Genomic DNA, 16,198 nt, shown 5'->3' on the forward strand with positions numbered 1-16,198 from the left:
AACTTGTTGCATTGCAGATACACGAAAATACCAAAACACCAGCATTGGCGGGGCTTTCGAGCCGTTTATGCCGCAACTGCCGCACCAGTGCTGGCGTTTCACTTTTCAGCAAGATAGCAGAAAACACCTTGCTGCCAGCCTCTACTTTCCGGCCTTCGGCAAATCCAGCATCGCGCCATACACCAGCGCGCCAACCTGCTCGCGATAGTACTTGCGGATTTCACCCGGCGCGACGGTGCCGTAAACCACCACCAGCCGCTCTTTCGGGTCCGCCCAGAACGCGGTGCCATTGGCGCCATTCCAGGTGTAATCACCAGCCGTGCCGGGTGTGGCGGCGAGGCCGTCATGCAATCGCACCGCGACAGCGAGGCCGAAACCATAGCCGTCCCGGTGCGGCTCGGTGCCCGCGACGTTGTTCTTGATATTCGCCCCGAGGTGATCGCTGGTCATCGCGCGCACCGTCTTCGGGCTCAGCACGCGCTTGCCGTCGATGACGCCGCCGTTCAACAGCATCTGGCCGAACCGCAGGTAATCGCCGACGGTGCTGAACGCACACGAACCGGCGCAATCAAATTTGACCGGCTTGTCGAGAATCGAGATGTTCTGGTCGCGGCCGGAGATCGGATCTTTCGGCAATGGGCGGGCGAGACGCTTGCGTTTCTCCGTCGGAACATTGAACGTGGTGTCTGGCATACCGACCTTGTCCCACACCGCCGTTTGCAGATAATCACCGAGGCGTTTGCCGCTGACCTTCTCGATGACCAGACCGAGCACATCGGTGGAAAAACCGTAATCCCACACGGTGCCGGGTTGATACATAAGCGGCGTGGCGCCGAGTTTGGCCACGAATTCATCGGCCGAATATTGCGCGGCGGCGGGCGCCGAACCGGCCGGATAAAGTTTATGTACCGGCGTGGTGCCGCGCCCACCATAGGTAATTCCCGAGGTGTGTCGGTAAAGATCATGGATGTAGATCGGATTGGCCGGCTCGAGTTTGATCTCGCCATCGGGCCCGGCGACGCCGACATTCATCTTGGCGAACGCCGGCAGATATTCGCTCAATCGCGATTTCAACGGCAATCGTCCTTCCTCGTTTAACGTAAGGCCACCGACTGCGGCCATCACCTTGGTCATGGAGGCAAGATTGAAGATCGCGTCGAGCGGCATCGCCTCTCCGGTCGATTTGTTGAGTGCACCGTAGGCTTTGTAATGCACCAGCTTGCCGTCGCGGGCGATGGCAATCACGGCGCCGGGCACGCGATCGGCGGCGATCTCACGAGCAAAGAACTGATCGATGCGCGCCAGGCCTTCTTTGGAAAATCCGGCTTTCTCCGGCGCGGTGACCGGCAGCGGTGTGGCGGCGCCTGCGGCAATTGATGCGAGCATCGTGCTCAGTGCAAGACAGACTTTCAGGACTCTCGATTTGCGCATGAATTCTTTCTCCCTATTGCTTTTGTTGGACAGCATCAGTTATCCGATGAATGTGGATAGTGTAGCGCCGGGCGCGAAAAGCGACCAGCGCGTACGCGGGACAGGAACACGTTGCAGAAACGCGCTATGACTTCAGCCGATTCAATTCCAGCCTTTCATCCACCAGCGAGACGATCTCGTCAATGACATCGTTGCGCTTGCCTTTCTGCGCGGCGATGGATTGCACCAGCCGATCCACTCGCTCGATATGGTGTGCGCCGCCGAACAGCGCGCGCGCGGCCGAGGATGGGTTGGCGAGTCCCAACGCGGCGTTGGCGTATTTTTCGAATGGCACCAGATCGCTTTCGGCCGCTCCCAGCGAGATGCACAATTCGGCTACCCACTTGTAGACCGCGCGCGACTCCTCGATGTTGCCATGCACCGCTTCCTTGATGGGCCGCATCGCGTCCTTCTGGATGCAACGGTAGTTGCCGGCCATCAGCATGCTCCACTTGGCGAGCGGCACGAATACGGATTCGTGCACTTTCAGCTTCACCGGTAATTCGATCAACTCCGCGCCGGTATTGAATCGCACGGCGTCGATGTCGGCCGCCAACTTGTGCAACATGGCGGTGTGAGCGTCCGAGACGAAACGCGCGGCCTTGAAGTTGGTGGGCAGACGCACTTGCAGCACATTGATCTTTTCGTCGGGTGGGCGAAACGCCTGCGGGTCCGGACTGCATAGCGTCATCAGCGAAATATCAAAGTTGTCCCAGACGGCGGGATCGGTGTAGCACGCGCGGCAGGCAGCCGCCGATACACCGGGGATACGTGCCAGGTACGGCAGTGGCGGCATATTCATGATCGACATGCACGGCACGCGCGATCGCGCGACACGGTCGAGCAATTCGCGAACGCCGGGCGAACCATACTGTGGTTCCTGCATGGCGAGTGCGATCAGATCGAAAGCGGCGGGATCGACCACATCCGGCCCGGCCGCCGAAAGCTTGCCTGGTGTCGTTCGCGAATCAATTTCAACCAAATCCGCGCGACCCTTCACCGGCAATCGCACGCGCGCGCCTTCGAGATTGAACAAGTCGACTTCGGCCGGCAGCCCGACCAGCGTCACGTTGTGACCGGCCAGCAGCAGCTTGGCGCCCAGCAACGAACCGTAGGACGCGCCCATGACAAGAACCTCATAGCCCATGATTTTTCTCCTCCGGGAGGGTAATTGGGCAGCCGGCATTGATGCCTTGTTGGATTGTTGCCGCGTGATTTTGTGCGCGGTTCGTGGTGTGCAGCCGGTTGTGTATCGACCATGGTAGTGAGGCGCGCGCGTCAGGACAATCCGAACAAACTAGAAAGTGGCTGATACTCTTCAGTAGAAAAGTCGCGCCACCGGTCGAAATGGCCGAGCACTTCCGGCGTCATGCGGCCGCAAGAAACGCGCATCTTGCCGGCAACAGGCGAACGTGGTTTGCACGCGCCCGGTGTCACCAGCCTCCGGCTGAATCGTTGGCAGGAAGCCTGTTCAGCGCGCGGGCAGTTCCATTAAACAATGGTTCCCGGATTAAAGATTTCTGCCGGCGCGCCGAAAATTCATTGACTAGCGGTGAATGCAAGGAAAACCGGGGTCGCAATGCAACATGGTGAAATGAAAAATCTGGAAGGCTGGGTGGCGTTTCTGACGCGGGCGGACATTCCTGTGTTGAAGACAACCGCCCGAGACCTGACGGCATGGCGCGAGGACGACGAGAACATCAGCGCGCGAAGCATATCCGAGATCATTGCGCGCGATCCCATGATGACGGTCAAGTTGTTGCGCTATCTGCAGCACCACAAGCGTAGCAAGCAAGAGCACGAGGTGATGGAAGTTGAGCAGGCGATGTTGATGCTCGGCGTCGATGCGTTTTTCACCAAGCTGCCGCCGGAGCCATTGACTGACGAAATGCTGCGGGCGCATACCGCCGCACTGGTGAGTCTGTTGCGCGTGGTGCGCCGTGCGCAACACGCGTCGGCGTACGCATTGGATTGGGCATTGCGCCTTCGCGACCTGCACTTTGAAGAAGTGCGCATTGCGGCATTGCTGCACGATCTCGCCGAATTGCTCATGTGGTGTTTTGCGCCGGTCGAGATGCTCAAAATACACGCCATGAAACAGCAGGACAAGAGCCTGCGCAGCCACGATGCACAAACACAGGTGCTGGGATTTTCACTGGTCGAGTTGCAGTCGGCGCTGACGCGCGAATGGGGTCTGCCGAAATTATTGCTTACGCTGATGGATGACAAGTGCGCCGATCAGGAACGTGTGCGCAACGTGGTGCTGGCCGTCAACCTTGCGCGCCATCTCGCCAATGGCTGGGACGATGCCGCCTTGCCCGATGATTACAAAGATATCGGCCAGCTACTTGGCATGCCACCGGACAATGTCATGATCATGATCGGGACCGAAGAAGACACTGTTTGCGACGTGGTCTCGCCGCATTTCTGATTTTTCGCGCGTCAATCATGCCGTGGATCGAACGGGTCCAATTGCCAGTGGCAAATACGTCGGACTCCTTGTCCGGCGTGCGTTTTCAGCCAATATCGCCCTGAACGCCGCGCCAGTGCTTGACTTCTAATTCTTGGTCGCACATAAAGCTCTCCTGCGCGCGCCGCCGTCGCCCGCCACGCGTCGCAGATGATGTCAAAATACACAGACATTCATTATGCGGAATCCATGTATGGTTTATCTCATCGCAGGGCTGGTGTTGTTCCTCGGCGTGCATTCGGTCCGCATCTTCGCCGACGACTGGCGCACGGCGCGTATCGCCGGAATGGGCGCGGGTGCCTGGAAAGCGCTCTACGCGGTGGTCTCGATCATCGGATTCATTCTGATCGTGCACGGTTATGGATTGTCGCGGCAGACACCGATCAACTTGTGGATGCCACCTGTTTGGACGCGGCACGTTACCGCTCTTTTGACGCTACCCATTTTTGTCATGCTCGCGGCGGCATATGTGCCGGGCACGCACATCAAGGCCGCGCTCAAACACCCGATGATGCTGGCTGTGAAGCTTTGGGCGTTCGCGCACCTCCTGTCGAATGGCCGGCTTGATGATGTGTTGTTGTTTGGCGGATTTGCACTGTGGGCCGCGCTGGCATTTCGCGCCGCGCGCCAGCGTGACCGGAAGTCAGGCGTGGCGTATCAGGCCACCGGGTTTTCGCGTGATGTCATCGTCGTTGTCATTGGTCTCGCCGTTTGGATGGCGTTTGCGTTCAGTCTGCACGGCATGCTGATTGGCGTACGGCCTTTTGGATAATCCTGGTAGCAGAAAATGATCGCAACCCATCATCGTCACGGCCGGGTCCCGCATCATTTGATGGGGCAAGGGGCGGCATCTTGCTCGGGGCCTTTCAGCCCCCCCCCCCCCCCCCCCCCCCCCCCCCCACGGCGGTCTCGATCGCGGCCCAAAAGCAGGGCGCGGGGGGCGGGGGGGGCGAGGCACACCGCGCGTTGCAGGCCGTGGGGCAGTGCCAGCCCGGGAGTCGGATAAGTAAAAAAACAAGGGACAGTGCATGCGCCATCCCTTGCTGTTTTGTCTGCCCGATCTTAATGAGGCGGGCGTAAATCTGTTTCTAGAGGTTCTTCGTATCGTGGCACGCTGCGCCACATTTGTTGGTGTAGGGAATCGGCATGGCCGCGCCCGGTGCGACGCCTTTCACGCCCTTGTTGTCCTTGCGCGGAACATCGTAGACGTGTGAGCTGATGTCATTGACCCAGTAGTTCTTGCCGTCCTTGCCATCCATGCCCTTGCCGAAGCCGGCGCCGGTCTGCGCGGTCTTGCTGTTGTGACAATCGATGCAGGTAATCTTGCTTGCATCGACCGTGCACTTTGCTTTTTCCGCCAGATGTTTCTTCATGTCGTTGCTGCCCTTGTGGCAGGACGTGCAAACCTCGGAAGTCTTCGGATCGTGCTTCAACTGATGGAGGGATTTGCCGTTTCCATGCGTATCGTGGCAGTCCGAGCAAGCCACCAGTTGGCTGCCGTTGCGGTACTTCTTGGCCTTGATCAAATCCGAGTAGGGCTGATGGTGGCTCTTGGAATGCAAACCATCCGCCCAAAAATCTTTTTCGCCACCATCTGGCCGGGTGGTGTATTCCTTGATGAATCTATTGCGCGAGGTGCCCGGCAACATCATCTTGTTATCCTTGTTGACCGGCTGGTCGTTGTTCAGGAAGCCCTGGGGTCGGCTGTGACACTGCCCGCATAGCACATCGGCGCGTTCCGCGGACAGCTTGTTGGGACTGACAATGGTGGCAGGCATGTCGATCTCTTTCGCCTTGTCATGCACGGAGCCGGGCCCGTGGCAGGTTTCGCAACCCAGGTTCAGCTCATTGGGCTTGCCGTCGCCATCGATGTCCATCTCACCATTACGATCATTGGCTGAGCCGGCGATGTAATCGCCATTCGCTTTCTTCGTCAGCGTATAGCCGGCGTAATGGCAGGACGCACATTCCTTGTCAAAGGACTTGCCCACCGGAGGATCGGTCAGCTTTGCGGTCTGTTCATTGAAGAACCAGTCGGCGTGGTAATCGCGCCAGGGCTTGCGGCTGCGGTCGGCAAAACTGTCGTCGCCGTTCTGGTTGAACTGCACGAACGGGAACAGGTTGGCACCAACACGAACCAGGTAGCGCTGCTTGTACAGGCCGCCTCCGTAGGTCATATCCACCGAGTAGATGCGGGCCGGGTCCTTGGGATCCTTCACGTTTTCGGCGCGGAACCTGAGGTTGCCGCCATTATCCTTGTAGAAGGTTGCTGTAAAACTCACGCTGGACGCATCGGCGGGGGCCTTGGTGCTGATCTGGTATTTGTCGAACCCACGCGCCTTGTCGTAGCCATAGAACCAGAACTTGGTGCCGGCCATGAGCTTGTCGAGGCCCTTGTTGAATTCCGGGAAGCGGGAGAAGTCCTGCAGCTTGCTTTGCTTGCCGATGACCGTCATGCCCAGCCGGTGCAGGGGTTTTGGTGAAGTGTTTTTGATTCTCGTGGCACTCGATACAGGCCGAGCTGCCGATATAGGTGGCATTCGGTGGAACGTTGCCGGAAATCTTGATCAGCATGGGTGCGGCACCCAGTTCATCGGTGCCGAAAGCCTTTCGCGATTTGTCCCCGCCCGGCAGGTACTTGCTGGTGGCCGGTTCCACATAAACGAAGTATTTGCCGCCCGGCACGTTGGCAAAGCTGAACTCGCCCTTGGCGTTGGTTTTCGCATTCAGGTAGCGCCCGCGGTTGGCGGCCAGGTTGTCTTCCAGCGGTTCGTCATTCGTGGCGTCCGCCTTGACCTCGATCGGCGTCTTACCCATCGCCGCCACGTCGATCGACGGAATCAGCCAGACCGTGGCGTCGGCCACCTTGAGGAAAGTTTCCTTGCTGCCGTCTTCAACCACACCCTTGAACGGCATATTCGGATAGCTCTTTTCGCCGGTTAGCGTGCAGCCGTACATGATCAGGCCCAAACCCAATGCGAGCAATCCCGCGATAAATCTCTTCTTCATGACCTTCTCCCCAAGTGAAAAGCCGACAATACGTGCAGATACTATCCCCCGCCCCGCGCCGACTTGTTTGATTTGCATCAAACCGGTGGCACAAGTTCGGCCCTTGAGCTAATTTCGGCGCCGAAGTCAATGTGCTCCCGAGTGCCACGCAGGACAAAGACGCTATTTGTCGCGGAAGTACTTACACTACACGCATGCCCCTGGACTTCAATTCGCATTCACTCTTGGCCGTTTGCATCGCACTCGGCATTGGCCTGCTCATCGGCGCCGAGCGTGAGCGGCGCAAAGGCGAGGGACCGGCGCGCGCGCCCGCGGGTATCCGTACCTTTGCCGTCGCCTCGCTCACGGGCGTGGTCGCCATGCTGCTGGGCGATGTGTTGTTGATGGCCGTTGCGGCATTGCTGGTGGGTGCGTTTGCGCTGCTGGCTTATCGCCGGGCAAGCACGGACGACCCGGGCATGACGACCGAGATCGCGCTGGTCCTGACATGCTTCATCGGCGGGCTCGCCGCGCGTGAACCGCTGCTCGCCGCCGGGCTTGGCGTTGCGCTGGCGGGTTTGCTGGCGGCGCGTGATCGCCTGCACCACTTTGTAAGCGGGGTGCTGAGCGAACGTGAATTGCACGATGCATTGCTGTTTTGCGCGGCCGCATTGATCGCACTGCCGCTGGCGCCCGATCGTTTTCTCGGCCCTTTTAACGCCATCAATCCGCACTCGCTGGTCGCCATCGTCGTGCTGGTGATGTCGGTCAGTGCGCTGGGCTACATCGCGTTGCGATTACTCGGCCCGCGCTACGGATTGCCGCTGGCGGGACTGGTATCGGGTTTCATTTCCAGCTCCGCGACCATACACGCAATGGGCCGGCGCACGCGCGAGGAACCCGCGCTGATGCCGGGACTGGTGGCGGGCGCGGTACTGTCATCGGTGGCGACCATCGTGCAACTATCGGCGGTGATTGCTTTTCTCGCGCCAACACTGCTCGCGCAACTCGCGCTACCGCTGGTGTTTGCCGGACTGGCGGCCGTGCTGTATGCCGCCTGGTTTACCCTGCGCCTTGCGCGCCGTTGACGCGGCACCTCGCGGCAGTGGACGGGCATTCGACCTGGTCGCCGCATTGACGTTTGCGGCATTGATCGGCGCGGTACTGACCATCGCCGCCGCCCTCAACGCCTGGGTAGGTGAGCGCGGCATGCTGGTAACCGCCGCGGCGTCCGGCCTTGCCGACGCGCATGCCGCCGCCGTCGCGACGGCATCAATGCTGGTGGCGGGGAAAATATCGTTGCCGCTCGCGGTGACCGCCGTGCTGACAGGATTGAGCACCAATGCGCTGGTCAAGGCGGTGCTGGCCTTCACGTCGGGGGGCGCGCCATATGCATTGCGGATCGTGCCAGGACTGGTGATGATGATCGCGGCAGCGTGGGTGGGCACCTTGATATAGGGTGCGGCGCATTCGCCGGTGTTCCGACGATGCGCAAAGGGCGATTGCGGACGCCTGAGGGCTTATTCTCGAACGAACAAAGGAGCTGCACAAATGCTAGGCGTTTTGGGGGGAATGGGTCCACTGGCCACCGCCGATTTTTTTTCGAAGCTGCTTGCAGCCACGCCCGCGAGTGACGATGCCGATCATGTGCCGGTGCTGATCCTCTCCGATCCACGCATTCCGCCGCGCCCTGTGGCCATTCTGGGCGATGGCGAGTCGCCATTGCAGGCGCTGCGTGCCGCGCGCGACAAGCTGGTCGCCGCCGGTGCCACCTTTTTGGCCATGCCCTGCAACACAGCGCATTTCTGGTTCGCGGACCTGACTGCGGATTGCCCGGTACCGTTCATCAGCATCATCGACGCGACCTGCCGCGAAATCGCCTCACGGACGGCGCCTGGTAATGCGGTCGGGGTCATCGGAACGCGCGCGACGCTCGCCACGGGTCTCTACGATTCGCGTCTGGCTGCGCTGGGTTACGCATCGCACGTGCCGGACGAGGCTTCGATGATCCGCAACATTTTGCCGGCAATCGAGTTGGTCAAAGCGGGCAAGTCTGGACAAGGTGGTGCGCTACTTGAGCCGGTGGTCAGGCAGTTACTTGCCGACGGTGCCCAGCTGGTGATTCTCGCTTGCACCGAAATGCCGCTTGCACTGGACGCCATCGACTCTCCGCTGCGCGAGCGTTGCATTGATTCGACCGCCGCACTGGCCCGCGCCTGTGTGACTTTCTGGCGTCGGCAACAAGCCTGACACAAGCGCACGAACTTGAAAGCCCGTTCAGCGCCACCAAGGCTTCGCGCCCGTGGGCGGTCTGCGCTGGATCAATTCGTCGCTCATTTTTACGCCCAATATCTCATCCATGTCCGCCAACGTGCGCCGACGGGCACAAATATGCACGACCATTGATCCAAAGCAAACTTGACGTTATATCAAAATCTATAATGAATTGTCCGTCTTTTGCGGATCTTTCGCCCTATCAGAAGGAGCATTCGTGAATCCCGCGTTTACCCGACTTGCGCTCGTTACGTGCTGCGCTGCCTGGCTGGCGGTTGCTGGCTCCGTGTTGGCCGAAGAAGCCAAAACGGAACCCAAGCCTCTCAAGCTCAATACCACCGCTGATCACAGCAAATTCAAGGAGTTGCAGGGCCAATTCAAGTCCGGCCCGGAAGTGACCAAAGCCTGCCTGGTCTGTCACACGGAGGCCGCTGGCCAGATTCACCGTACCAAACACTGGAAATGGGAATACCTGAACCCTGATACGAAGCAAATGCTGGGTAAGAAAACCATCCTCAACAACTTCTGTATCTCGATTGCCTCCAACTATGCGTCCTGTACCAGCTGCCACATCGGTTACGGCTGGAAAGATGCCAACTTCGACTTCAAGTCCGAAGAAAATGTCGATTGCCTGGCCTGCCACGACACTACCGGCAACTACAAAAAACCACCGGGACTGGCCGGCAACGTCGTTACCAAGGAAATGGAATTCCCGGCCGGTTCAGGCAAGATCCTGAAGGCGATCGACCTCTCGAAAATCGCACAGAAAGTCGGCAAATCCAGCCGTGACACCTGCGGCGCCTGCCATTTCTTCGGCGGCGGCGGCGATGGCGTCAAGCACGGCGATCTGGATAGTTCCATGTCAGCGCCAGACAAAGAGCTTGATGTACACATGGATGCGACCGGGCTCGACTTCACTTGTGCCTCTTGCCACAAGACATCGAGCCATGATGTGGCTGGTAGCCGCTACACGCCGACCGCAAAAGATACCAAGGGTGCGCACATGCCCGGCCGGGCCAGCAACGGCAATCCGGCAAGCTGTGTGGCTTGCCACAACAACGCCCCGCACAAGAAAGAACCGCGCCTCAACCAGCACACCGCCAAGCTTGCCTGCCAAACTTGCCACATTCCAGCTTTTGCGCGCGGCGGTGTTGCCACCAAGATGACCTGGGACTGGTCCACGGCGGGCCAAAAGGACGAGCAGGGCCAGCAAATCACCCGCAAGGACGCCAAGGGCCGCATCACCTATGAATCCCGCAAGGGTGACTTCACGCTGGCCGAAAACGTTACGCCGGAATATGCGTGGTTCAACGGGCATGTCGAGTACACGCTGCTTTCCGACAAGATCGAGAAAACCGACCAGCGCACGCCAATTAACAAACTCGGCGGTAGCCCGACCGACGGCAAATCGCTGATCTGGCCGATGAAGGTTTTCCGTGGCTCGCAACCCTACGACCCAATCAACAAGACACTGATCACGCCACACACCGCCGGCAATGACGACACCGGCTTCTGGAAAAACCTGGCGTGGGACAAAGCCATACCGGTCGGCATGAAGGATTCCGGCGCGCCGTATTCGGGCAAATTTGAATTCATCAATACCGAAATGTCGTGGCCGATCACCCACATGGTTGCGCCGAAAGAAAAAGCGCTGGGTTGTGTGGCATGCCACACCAAGGATGGACGGCTGGCCGGCATACAGGGTGTGTATTTGCCCGGGCGCGATGCCAACAAATTCGTCGACACCGCCGGCTGGGGCATTGTCCTGCTGACTTTGCTCGGCGTACTCGGCCACGGCGCGCTGCGTGTCGTGCACCGCAAGCGCTAAGTTGAACCAATGCGAAACATGACGAATTTCGGAGAACTCACATGACACAACGCGTTTACATCTTCAAGGCCTTCGAGCGCTTCTGGCACTGGTCACAGGCCGCCCTGATCATCTTCCTGATGCTCACCGGTTTTGAAATCCACGGCACTTATACCAACTTCGGCTTCGAAAAGGCGGTGGCCTACCACGTCATCGCCGCCTGGTCGCTGGTGGGATTGTGGATTTTCGCGATCTTCTGGCATCTCACCACTGGCGAATGGCGCCACTACATTCCGACGAGGGAGAAAATATTCGTGATGGCGAAGTTCTATTCGTCCGGCATCTTCAAGCACGAACCCCATCCGTTCAAGCCGAGCCACATCAACAAACACAACCCCCTGCAACGGCTGACCTACCTCGCCATTCTCACGATGCTCAGTCCGCTCATCTGGTTTACCGGCTGGCTCTACCTTTTCTATGCCGACTGGGCCGCGTGGGGACTCACCAAACTGCAGCTGGAATGGATTGCCGTCGGCCACACCGTCGGCGCCTTCCTGATGCTGGCATTCCTGATTTCGCATCTTTATCTCGCCACCACGGGTCACAAGGTCACCTCCCAAGTCAAGACCATGATCACCGGCTGGGAAGAAGCCGAATAATCCGCAACCCTAAATCACCAAGGAGCAAAACCATGAAACTCAACCACACACTCGCCGCAGCAGCCGTATTGGCCTTGCTCGGCACTTCATTGTCCGCCCAGGCCTACGATGCCGACTGGAAACGCGGTCGCGTCTATTACCGTGCTGTCTGCACCACTTGCCATCTCGCCGCGCCGATCGGGTCCATCAACCCAAGCACGAAAACCAAAGCCGAGTGGGCCGCTTATCTGAAGGCCGACAAGCACGCAAAAGGCAAGGATACGGTCAAGGAATATGTCAGCAAGGCCTACCGTGCCAAGATCAAAGCCGGCAACAAGGCCGCCGAGAAGTTTGCGGATGCGCCGGACCAGGAATTGCTGGATGACGTCGCGGCATTCCTCAACAAAGGCGCCAAGGACGGTGACGCACCGGCCAGTTGCAGCTGATCGTTGCCCGCTGGCGGTGCGGCGCCATTCAGCCGCGGGCCCGCCGCGCGCGCGATATGTCGCCAACGATAAGCAAGGAGAAAACAGATGAGCGCCAAGAGTGAAGCCGGCTGGCTGGCCGGCTTCAAATCGGACTACGAAAAAGTCGTCGTCAAGGAATGGTCACCTTTCGTCGGCGCCCTCCTGCTGATACTCGTGATCATCGGCCTGATGCTCAGTGGATTGGTGTGGGGCGTATTCGGTGGCGTCAAATTCTGGGGCGACTGGTTCAACAACCTTATCGGCCTCGGGCCACTGATCGGCGTTCCCCATGACCTGGATAATTTCATCATGCACCGCATGTCGCTGATGAATATCATGCTGGTGGTGGGTGCATTCGCGGCGGCATTGCTGTCGGGTCAGTTCACGCCCAATCTCGCGCCCAAACTGGAGTACATCTGGGCAGCCGTGGGTGGAAGCTTCCTCGGCATTGGCGCGGCACTTGCCGGCGGCTGCACAACCGGTGGCTTTTTCAATCCGGTGCTGCACTCCTCTCCCGCGGGCTGGGCGATGTGGGCCGGCCTGCTCGCGGGCGCGGCCATTGGCGTCAAGCTTTTGTTGTGGACGCTGGAAAATATCGACTGGGGAATGAAGGCGCCGCCCTCGATCAAGGTTCCGGATGGCGTCAAACGTAAATATCCCCTGCTGGGACTTGTCGTGGTCGTCGGCGTGTTGATCTGGGCCACGAAATGGTACGGCTCAGCCAACGAGCAACTGGCGGCGCGTGCCGTGATTGTCGTGGCAGGATTCGCCATCGGTTACATCATGCGCAGCTCGCGCCTGTGCTTTGCCCGCGCCTTTCGCGAACCCTTCATTACCGGTGAGGGCGCGATGACCAAGGCCGTGATTCTGGCGCTGGCCGTGGGCATACCGATCGCCGCATTGTTGTTCCAGAAAAAGGTGATTGATCCCTATCTCGCCATTCCCGCCACGTTCTGGATGGGCTCACTGGTGGGCGGCTTCATTTTTGGTATCGGCATGGTGTTTGCCGGCGGCTGCGCATCGGGCTCGCTTTGGCGGATGGGCGAAGGCCAAAGCAAGCTTTGGGTGACGATTTTCTTTTTCTCCTGGGCCGGATCCACCGCCAGCGCCCTGTTCAAGAAATTCGGCCTCACCTCGATTGACGAAACCAATGTCGAGACCTTTGAAATGACCCGGGTCGGCTTTCAGGCCTACCTTCCCGAAATGCTCGGCAACTGGGGATGGACGCTGGCCATTGGTGGCGGCCTGCTGCTGCTCTGGTATGCACTGGTGCGCTACAACGAAACCACCGAAAAATTCACTCTGATGTAAATTCTGTCGCACGTTCAAGGAGAACCTTATGAATGCCAAACGCATGACCCTGCTGACCGCGATACTCGCGGCCCTCGCCATCAGTCCCGTCGTATTCTCGACGGCCGCGGTTGCACAGCCCGCCGCCATCCAGGTCAAGGATGGCTACTACAAGACGCTGGTTGATTTCGATTTCATGCGCCAGAACGTCGATATCCCGCTAAAGAAGGGCGTGATGATCATCGACTCGCGTCCCGCCGCGCGCCAATACGATCCGGGCCACATCCCCGGTGCGGTAAATATTCCTGACAGCCAATTCGACAAAAATGTCGACAAACTTCCCGCCGACAAGGCCACGCTGCTGCTCTTCTATTGTGGTGGTCTCGAATGCATGCTCAGCCACAATTCCGCATTCAAGGCCGAAAAACTGGGCTACACCAATATCAAGGTCTATGCGGCCGGCTCACCGGACTGGAAGGCGAAGGGCGCTCAGATATCGGTGTCCGCCGCGCATGTCAAGAAGCTGATCGATGAAAAAGCCGCTTACGTACTGATCGACGCACGACCGAAACGCGTCGCCGAGAAAGGCATGATTCCAACCGCCCTCAACATTTCCGACAGCGAGTTTGACAAGAACATCGACAAGCTTCCTGCCGACAAAGCCACGCCACTGATCTACTACTGTGGCGGCATGGAATGCGTGTTGTCCGACAAATCGGCGGAGAAGGCCAAGAAGCTTGGTTATACCAATGTCCTCACCTATCCGCCGGGCTATCCGGAGTGGGAAAAACTGCACGGCGCCCCCGCCACGGCAACAGCCGCAACTTCCGCGTCCTCCGCCACCAGCGGCGGCGTCAAGTCCGCAGCCGCATTGGTACCAGGAAAAGAAAAGGGCTCGGTCACTGTCGCCTCGTTTGAAAAGGTCTGGAAGGAAAATCCCGGATCGATCATGCTGGTCGATGTGCGTGACGCAAAAGAGTTCGCTGCCGGAACCGCCAAGGGCGCCGTGAATATCCCCATCAACGAGCTTGAGAAGAAACTTTCTACGTTGCCCACCGACAAACCCGTGGTCTTTATCTGCGGTACGGGCGCCCGCTCTGGCGAGGCCTATGACACCGTGAAGCTACTGGGTGGAAAAGTACAGGCTTACTTCATCGATGCCGACATCAAGTTTGCCGGCAATGGCGAGTACACGATCACCGAAAAGAAATAGTTCGCCATCTACACAACACTGTTGCCAACGGCCGGGGTGCGCTCTTCCCCGCCTCGGCCAATTCGTTTTATTTTCCGGAGTTCAAAAACAATGAAAAAGCTGTCTATCGTCCTCGCGCTGGGCCTCTCGTGCGCATTGCCCCTTCACGCGGAAACCGCGACGGAACTTTTCGTCACACTCAACTCCGGCAACCCGCAAACGCAGGGCATGGCGTTAGTACTGGCGACGCAAGCCGTCGAACAGAAAGCCGGCGTGCGCGTGCTGCTATGCAGCGAGGGCGGCCAACTGGCGGTCAAGAACAAGGAATCCACGCTCCTCAAGCCACGCAACGTGACCCCCAAGGACATGCTGCAAGGCCTGTTGAAAGCCGGCGCCAAGGTCGAAGTCTGCGCCTTGTTCCTGCCTAACAGCGACTGGAAACCCGCCGACCTGATGGAAGGCATCAGCGTTGCAAAACCTGGCGACGTGGCTGCGCACCTGCTGAAGCCGAATGTGAAAGCGCTGTCGTACTGAATGCCGGTGGTTGCATTTGAATCGTGAGGCAGGTCAGGAACCTGCCATCGATTGCGATTGACTGATAGCGATTCCGGCAATCAACATAAAACCCTAGATCTGGCGGGGCTTTCCGGGCATTTTAGGCCGGAAAGCCGCGCCAGTCTTTGTGTTTTATTCAATCGACATTGCGCAGGCCGCCAGAAAGTCCGAGGCTCGTCGCGGCCCAGAATTCTTTTGCGCGCGCCGCGCCACGCAACTGCCCAATGATGTTGCGCACGCGCTCGGCATGGCTGACAAATTCCGCGACTGTCTTGACGCTCAATGGCGACGGCGAGACCATCGCCTTCCGGCCCGAGCAAAGAGACTCGATCTTCTCGGGGACCCTTGGCATCGGCCAGATTGAAGGTCGCCGAAACGCTAGCGGCGATATTGGCAGCGCCCGGTAATGCGCCAGCGGCAGCCGCCTGCCCTCCCACGGGGGAAATAAAACCATCGCGCCACAATTTCTCTATCGACGCAAATCCATCGCCCGGGATCTTGGACAGCAACACCTCCACTGTCTGCTTGCCGTCGACCTGAATGAGTGCGATGCGATGTCGAAAATCGATGTGAAAGGCGCGCTTCTCGATTTCTTCGGTGCCCTTCGCTTTCTTTTCAAAGATGTCGCCGGTGTCCATGAAGCCCTCTGATCGCACGATCATGAATGGCCATTGTGTTTCCGCGGCCAAGGCGGGTCAATGTACTTGTGCCCGCGATACATACCCGCGATGAGCACCCGGCTGTGCGCGCACGACACCTCGAGATTCAGGCTCGCTGGGGACAAACAACATGACATCACGAAGAAGTGAACGGAAACCGGCAAGCGCGCGCTTGCCTGCACATGCGCTCGCGTGCATATACGTATTCGGCACATTTTCAGGAATAAGCAGGGTTGCGCAAATAAAAACCTGAAATTGCCCATCGCAATGGGCAATTTCAGCGGAAGTTACGCGAATTCACCGCGCGGGACGATCTGCCGCCATCAAGAAAAGCTGCGCGCTGCCGAAAGCATGGTAGGGCGCCTTCATCGTCCGCCGGCGCAAAAAC

At 58.8% G+C, this 16,198-nt stretch carries 13 protein-coding genes and 1 pseudogene; 10 read left to right on the forward strand and 4 right to left on the reverse strand.

What is annotated here, in order from left to right; genetic code table 11:
• Positions 1 to 141 precede the first annotated feature (141 nt).
• Positions 142 to 1,431 (reverse strand): beta-lactamase family protein, encoded by a 1,290-nt coding sequence (locus tag IPP88_16715; protein MBL0124288.1) that lies wholly within the window; start codon positions 1,429 to 1,431, stop codon positions 142 to 144.
• A 124-nt stretch (positions 1,432 to 1,555) separates the two neighbouring features.
• Positions 1,556 to 2,617 carry a hypothetical protein gene (locus tag IPP88_16720; GenBank protein MBL0124289.1) on the reverse strand — a complete coding sequence of 354 codons (1,062 nt, stop codon included), beginning with the start codon at positions 2,615 to 2,617 and terminating at the stop codon, positions 1,556 to 1,558.
• A 432-nt stretch (positions 2,618 to 3,049) separates the two neighbouring features.
• Between IPP88_16720 and IPP88_16725 the strand changes: the two genes are divergently transcribed.
• On the forward strand, positions 3,050 to 3,901 hold the full coding sequence (locus tag IPP88_16725; protein MBL0124290.1) for an HDOD domain-containing protein: 852 nt from the start codon (positions 3,050 to 3,052) through the stop codon (positions 3,899 to 3,901).
• Between the two features lie 232 nt (positions 3,902 to 4,133).
• A complete protein-coding gene (locus IPP88_16730; GenBank protein MBL0124291.1) occupies positions 4,134 to 4,712 on the forward strand; it encodes an NnrU family protein in 579 nt (192 codons plus the stop codon).
• 316 nt (positions 4,713 to 5,028) lie between these two features.
• On the opposite strand, the gene IPP88_16735 is transcribed toward IPP88_16730, so the two are convergent.
• On the reverse strand, positions 5,029 to 6,318 hold the full coding sequence (locus IPP88_16735; GenBank protein MBL0124292.1) for a hypothetical protein: 1,290 nt from the start codon (positions 6,316 to 6,318) through the stop codon (positions 5,029 to 5,031).
• Positions 6,319 to 7,143: 825 nt separating this feature from the next.
• Here IPP88_16735 and IPP88_16740 point away from each other — a divergent pair.
• The 8 genes and pseudogenes from IPP88_16740 (at position 7,144) to IPP88_16775 (ending at position 15,130) form a co-directional block, all read left to right on the forward strand.
• Positions 7,144 to 8,386 (forward strand): annotated as a pseudogene (locus IPP88_16740) (MgtC/SapB family protein).
• A gap of 93 nt (positions 8,387 to 8,479) precedes the next feature.
• On the forward strand, positions 8,480 to 9,178 hold the full coding sequence (locus IPP88_16745) for an aspartate/glutamate racemase family protein (protein MBL0124293.1): 699 nt from the start codon (positions 8,480 to 8,482) through the stop codon (positions 9,176 to 9,178).
• A gap of 292 nt (positions 9,179 to 9,470) precedes the next feature.
• Positions 9,471 to 11,030, forward strand: a complete 1,560-nt coding sequence (locus IPP88_16750; GenBank protein ID MBL0124294.1) for a tetrathionate reductase family octaheme c-type cytochrome — start codon at positions 9,471 to 9,473, stop codon at positions 11,028 to 11,030.
• A gap of 41 nt (positions 11,031 to 11,071) precedes the next feature.
• Entirely contained in the window at positions 11,072 to 11,668 is a 597-nt protein-coding gene (locus IPP88_16755; GenBank protein MBL0124295.1) for a cytochrome b/b6 domain-containing protein, read from the forward strand.
• 32 nt (positions 11,669 to 11,700) lie between these two features.
• Positions 11,701 to 12,093 (forward strand): c-type cytochrome, encoded by a 393-nt coding sequence (locus tag IPP88_16760; GenBank protein ID MBL0124296.1) that lies wholly within the window; start codon positions 11,701 to 11,703, stop codon positions 12,091 to 12,093.
• A gap of 87 nt (positions 12,094 to 12,180) precedes the next feature.
• Positions 12,181 to 13,425: a YeeE/YedE family protein gene (locus tag IPP88_16765; protein ID MBL0124297.1), complete on the forward strand. Its 1,245-nt coding sequence runs from the start codon at positions 12,181 to 12,183 to the stop codon at positions 13,423 to 13,425.
• Positions 13,426 to 13,453: 28 nt separating this feature from the next.
• The gene (locus IPP88_16770) at positions 13,454 to 14,617 is read left to right on the forward strand and encodes a rhodanese-like domain-containing protein (protein ID MBL0124298.1); all 1,164 of its coding nucleotides are present in this window, start codon (positions 13,454 to 13,456) and stop codon (positions 14,615 to 14,617) included.
• A gap of 90 nt (positions 14,618 to 14,707) precedes the next feature.
• A complete protein-coding gene (locus IPP88_16775; GenBank protein ID MBL0124299.1) occupies positions 14,708 to 15,130 on the forward strand; it encodes a hypothetical protein in 423 nt (140 codons plus the stop codon).
• 80 nt (positions 15,131 to 15,210) lie between these two features.
• On the opposite strand, the gene IPP88_16780 is transcribed toward IPP88_16775, so the two are convergent.
• Positions 15,211 to 15,789, reverse strand: coding sequence for a hypothetical protein (locus tag IPP88_16780; protein ID MBL0124300.1), 579 nt, complete (start codon positions 15,787 to 15,789; stop codon positions 15,211 to 15,213).
• Positions 15,790 to 16,198 lie beyond the last annotated feature (409 nt).

The sequence above is a fragment of the Betaproteobacteria bacterium genome (assembly GCA_016720925.1).
Taxonomy (GTDB): Bacteria; Pseudomonadota; Gammaproteobacteria; order Burkholderiales; family Usitatibacteraceae; genus UKL13-2.

What these genes read in the sequence shown, in the direction of transcription:
- IPP88_16780 (MBL0124300.1), bottom strand. Translation starts at nt 15,789, where the DNA reads ATGGACACCGGCGACATCTTTGAAAAGAAAGCGAAGGGCACCGAAGAA.
- IPP88_16735 (MBL0124292.1), bottom strand. Translation starts at nt 6,318, where the DNA reads ATGGCCGGCACCAAGTTCTGGTTCTATGGCTACGACAAGGCGCGTGGG.
- IPP88_16775 (MBL0124299.1), top strand. Translation starts at nt 14,708, where the DNA reads ATGAAAAAGCTGTCTATCGTCCTCGCGCTGGGCCTCTCGTGCGCATTG.
- IPP88_16725 (MBL0124290.1), top strand. Translation starts at nt 3,050, where the DNA reads ATGCAACATGGTGAAATGAAAAATCTGGAAGGCTGGGTGGCGTTTCTG.
- IPP88_16730 (MBL0124291.1), top strand. Translation starts at nt 4,134, where the DNA reads ATGGTTTATCTCATCGCAGGGCTGGTGTTGTTCCTCGGCGTGCATTCG.
- IPP88_16760 (MBL0124296.1), top strand. Translation starts at nt 11,701, where the DNA reads ATGAAACTCAACCACACACTCGCCGCAGCAGCCGTATTGGCCTTGCTC.
- IPP88_16770 (MBL0124298.1), top strand. Translation starts at nt 13,454, where the DNA reads ATGAATGCCAAACGCATGACCCTGCTGACCGCGATACTCGCGGCCCTC.
- IPP88_16715 (MBL0124288.1), bottom strand. Translation starts at nt 1,431, where the DNA reads ATGCGCAAATCGAGAGTCCTGAAAGTCTGTCTTGCACTGAGCACGATG.
- IPP88_16765 (MBL0124297.1), top strand. Translation starts at nt 12,181, where the DNA reads ATGAGCGCCAAGAGTGAAGCCGGCTGGCTGGCCGGCTTCAAATCGGAC.
- IPP88_16755 (MBL0124295.1), top strand. Translation starts at nt 11,072, where the DNA reads ATGACACAACGCGTTTACATCTTCAAGGCCTTCGAGCGCTTCTGGCAC.
- IPP88_16720 (MBL0124289.1), bottom strand. Translation starts at nt 2,617, where the DNA reads ATGGGCTATGAGGTTCTTGTCATGGGCGCGTCCTACGGTTCGTTGCTG.
- IPP88_16745 (MBL0124293.1), top strand. Translation starts at nt 8,480, where the DNA reads ATGCTAGGCGTTTTGGGGGGAATGGGTCCACTGGCCACCGCCGATTTT.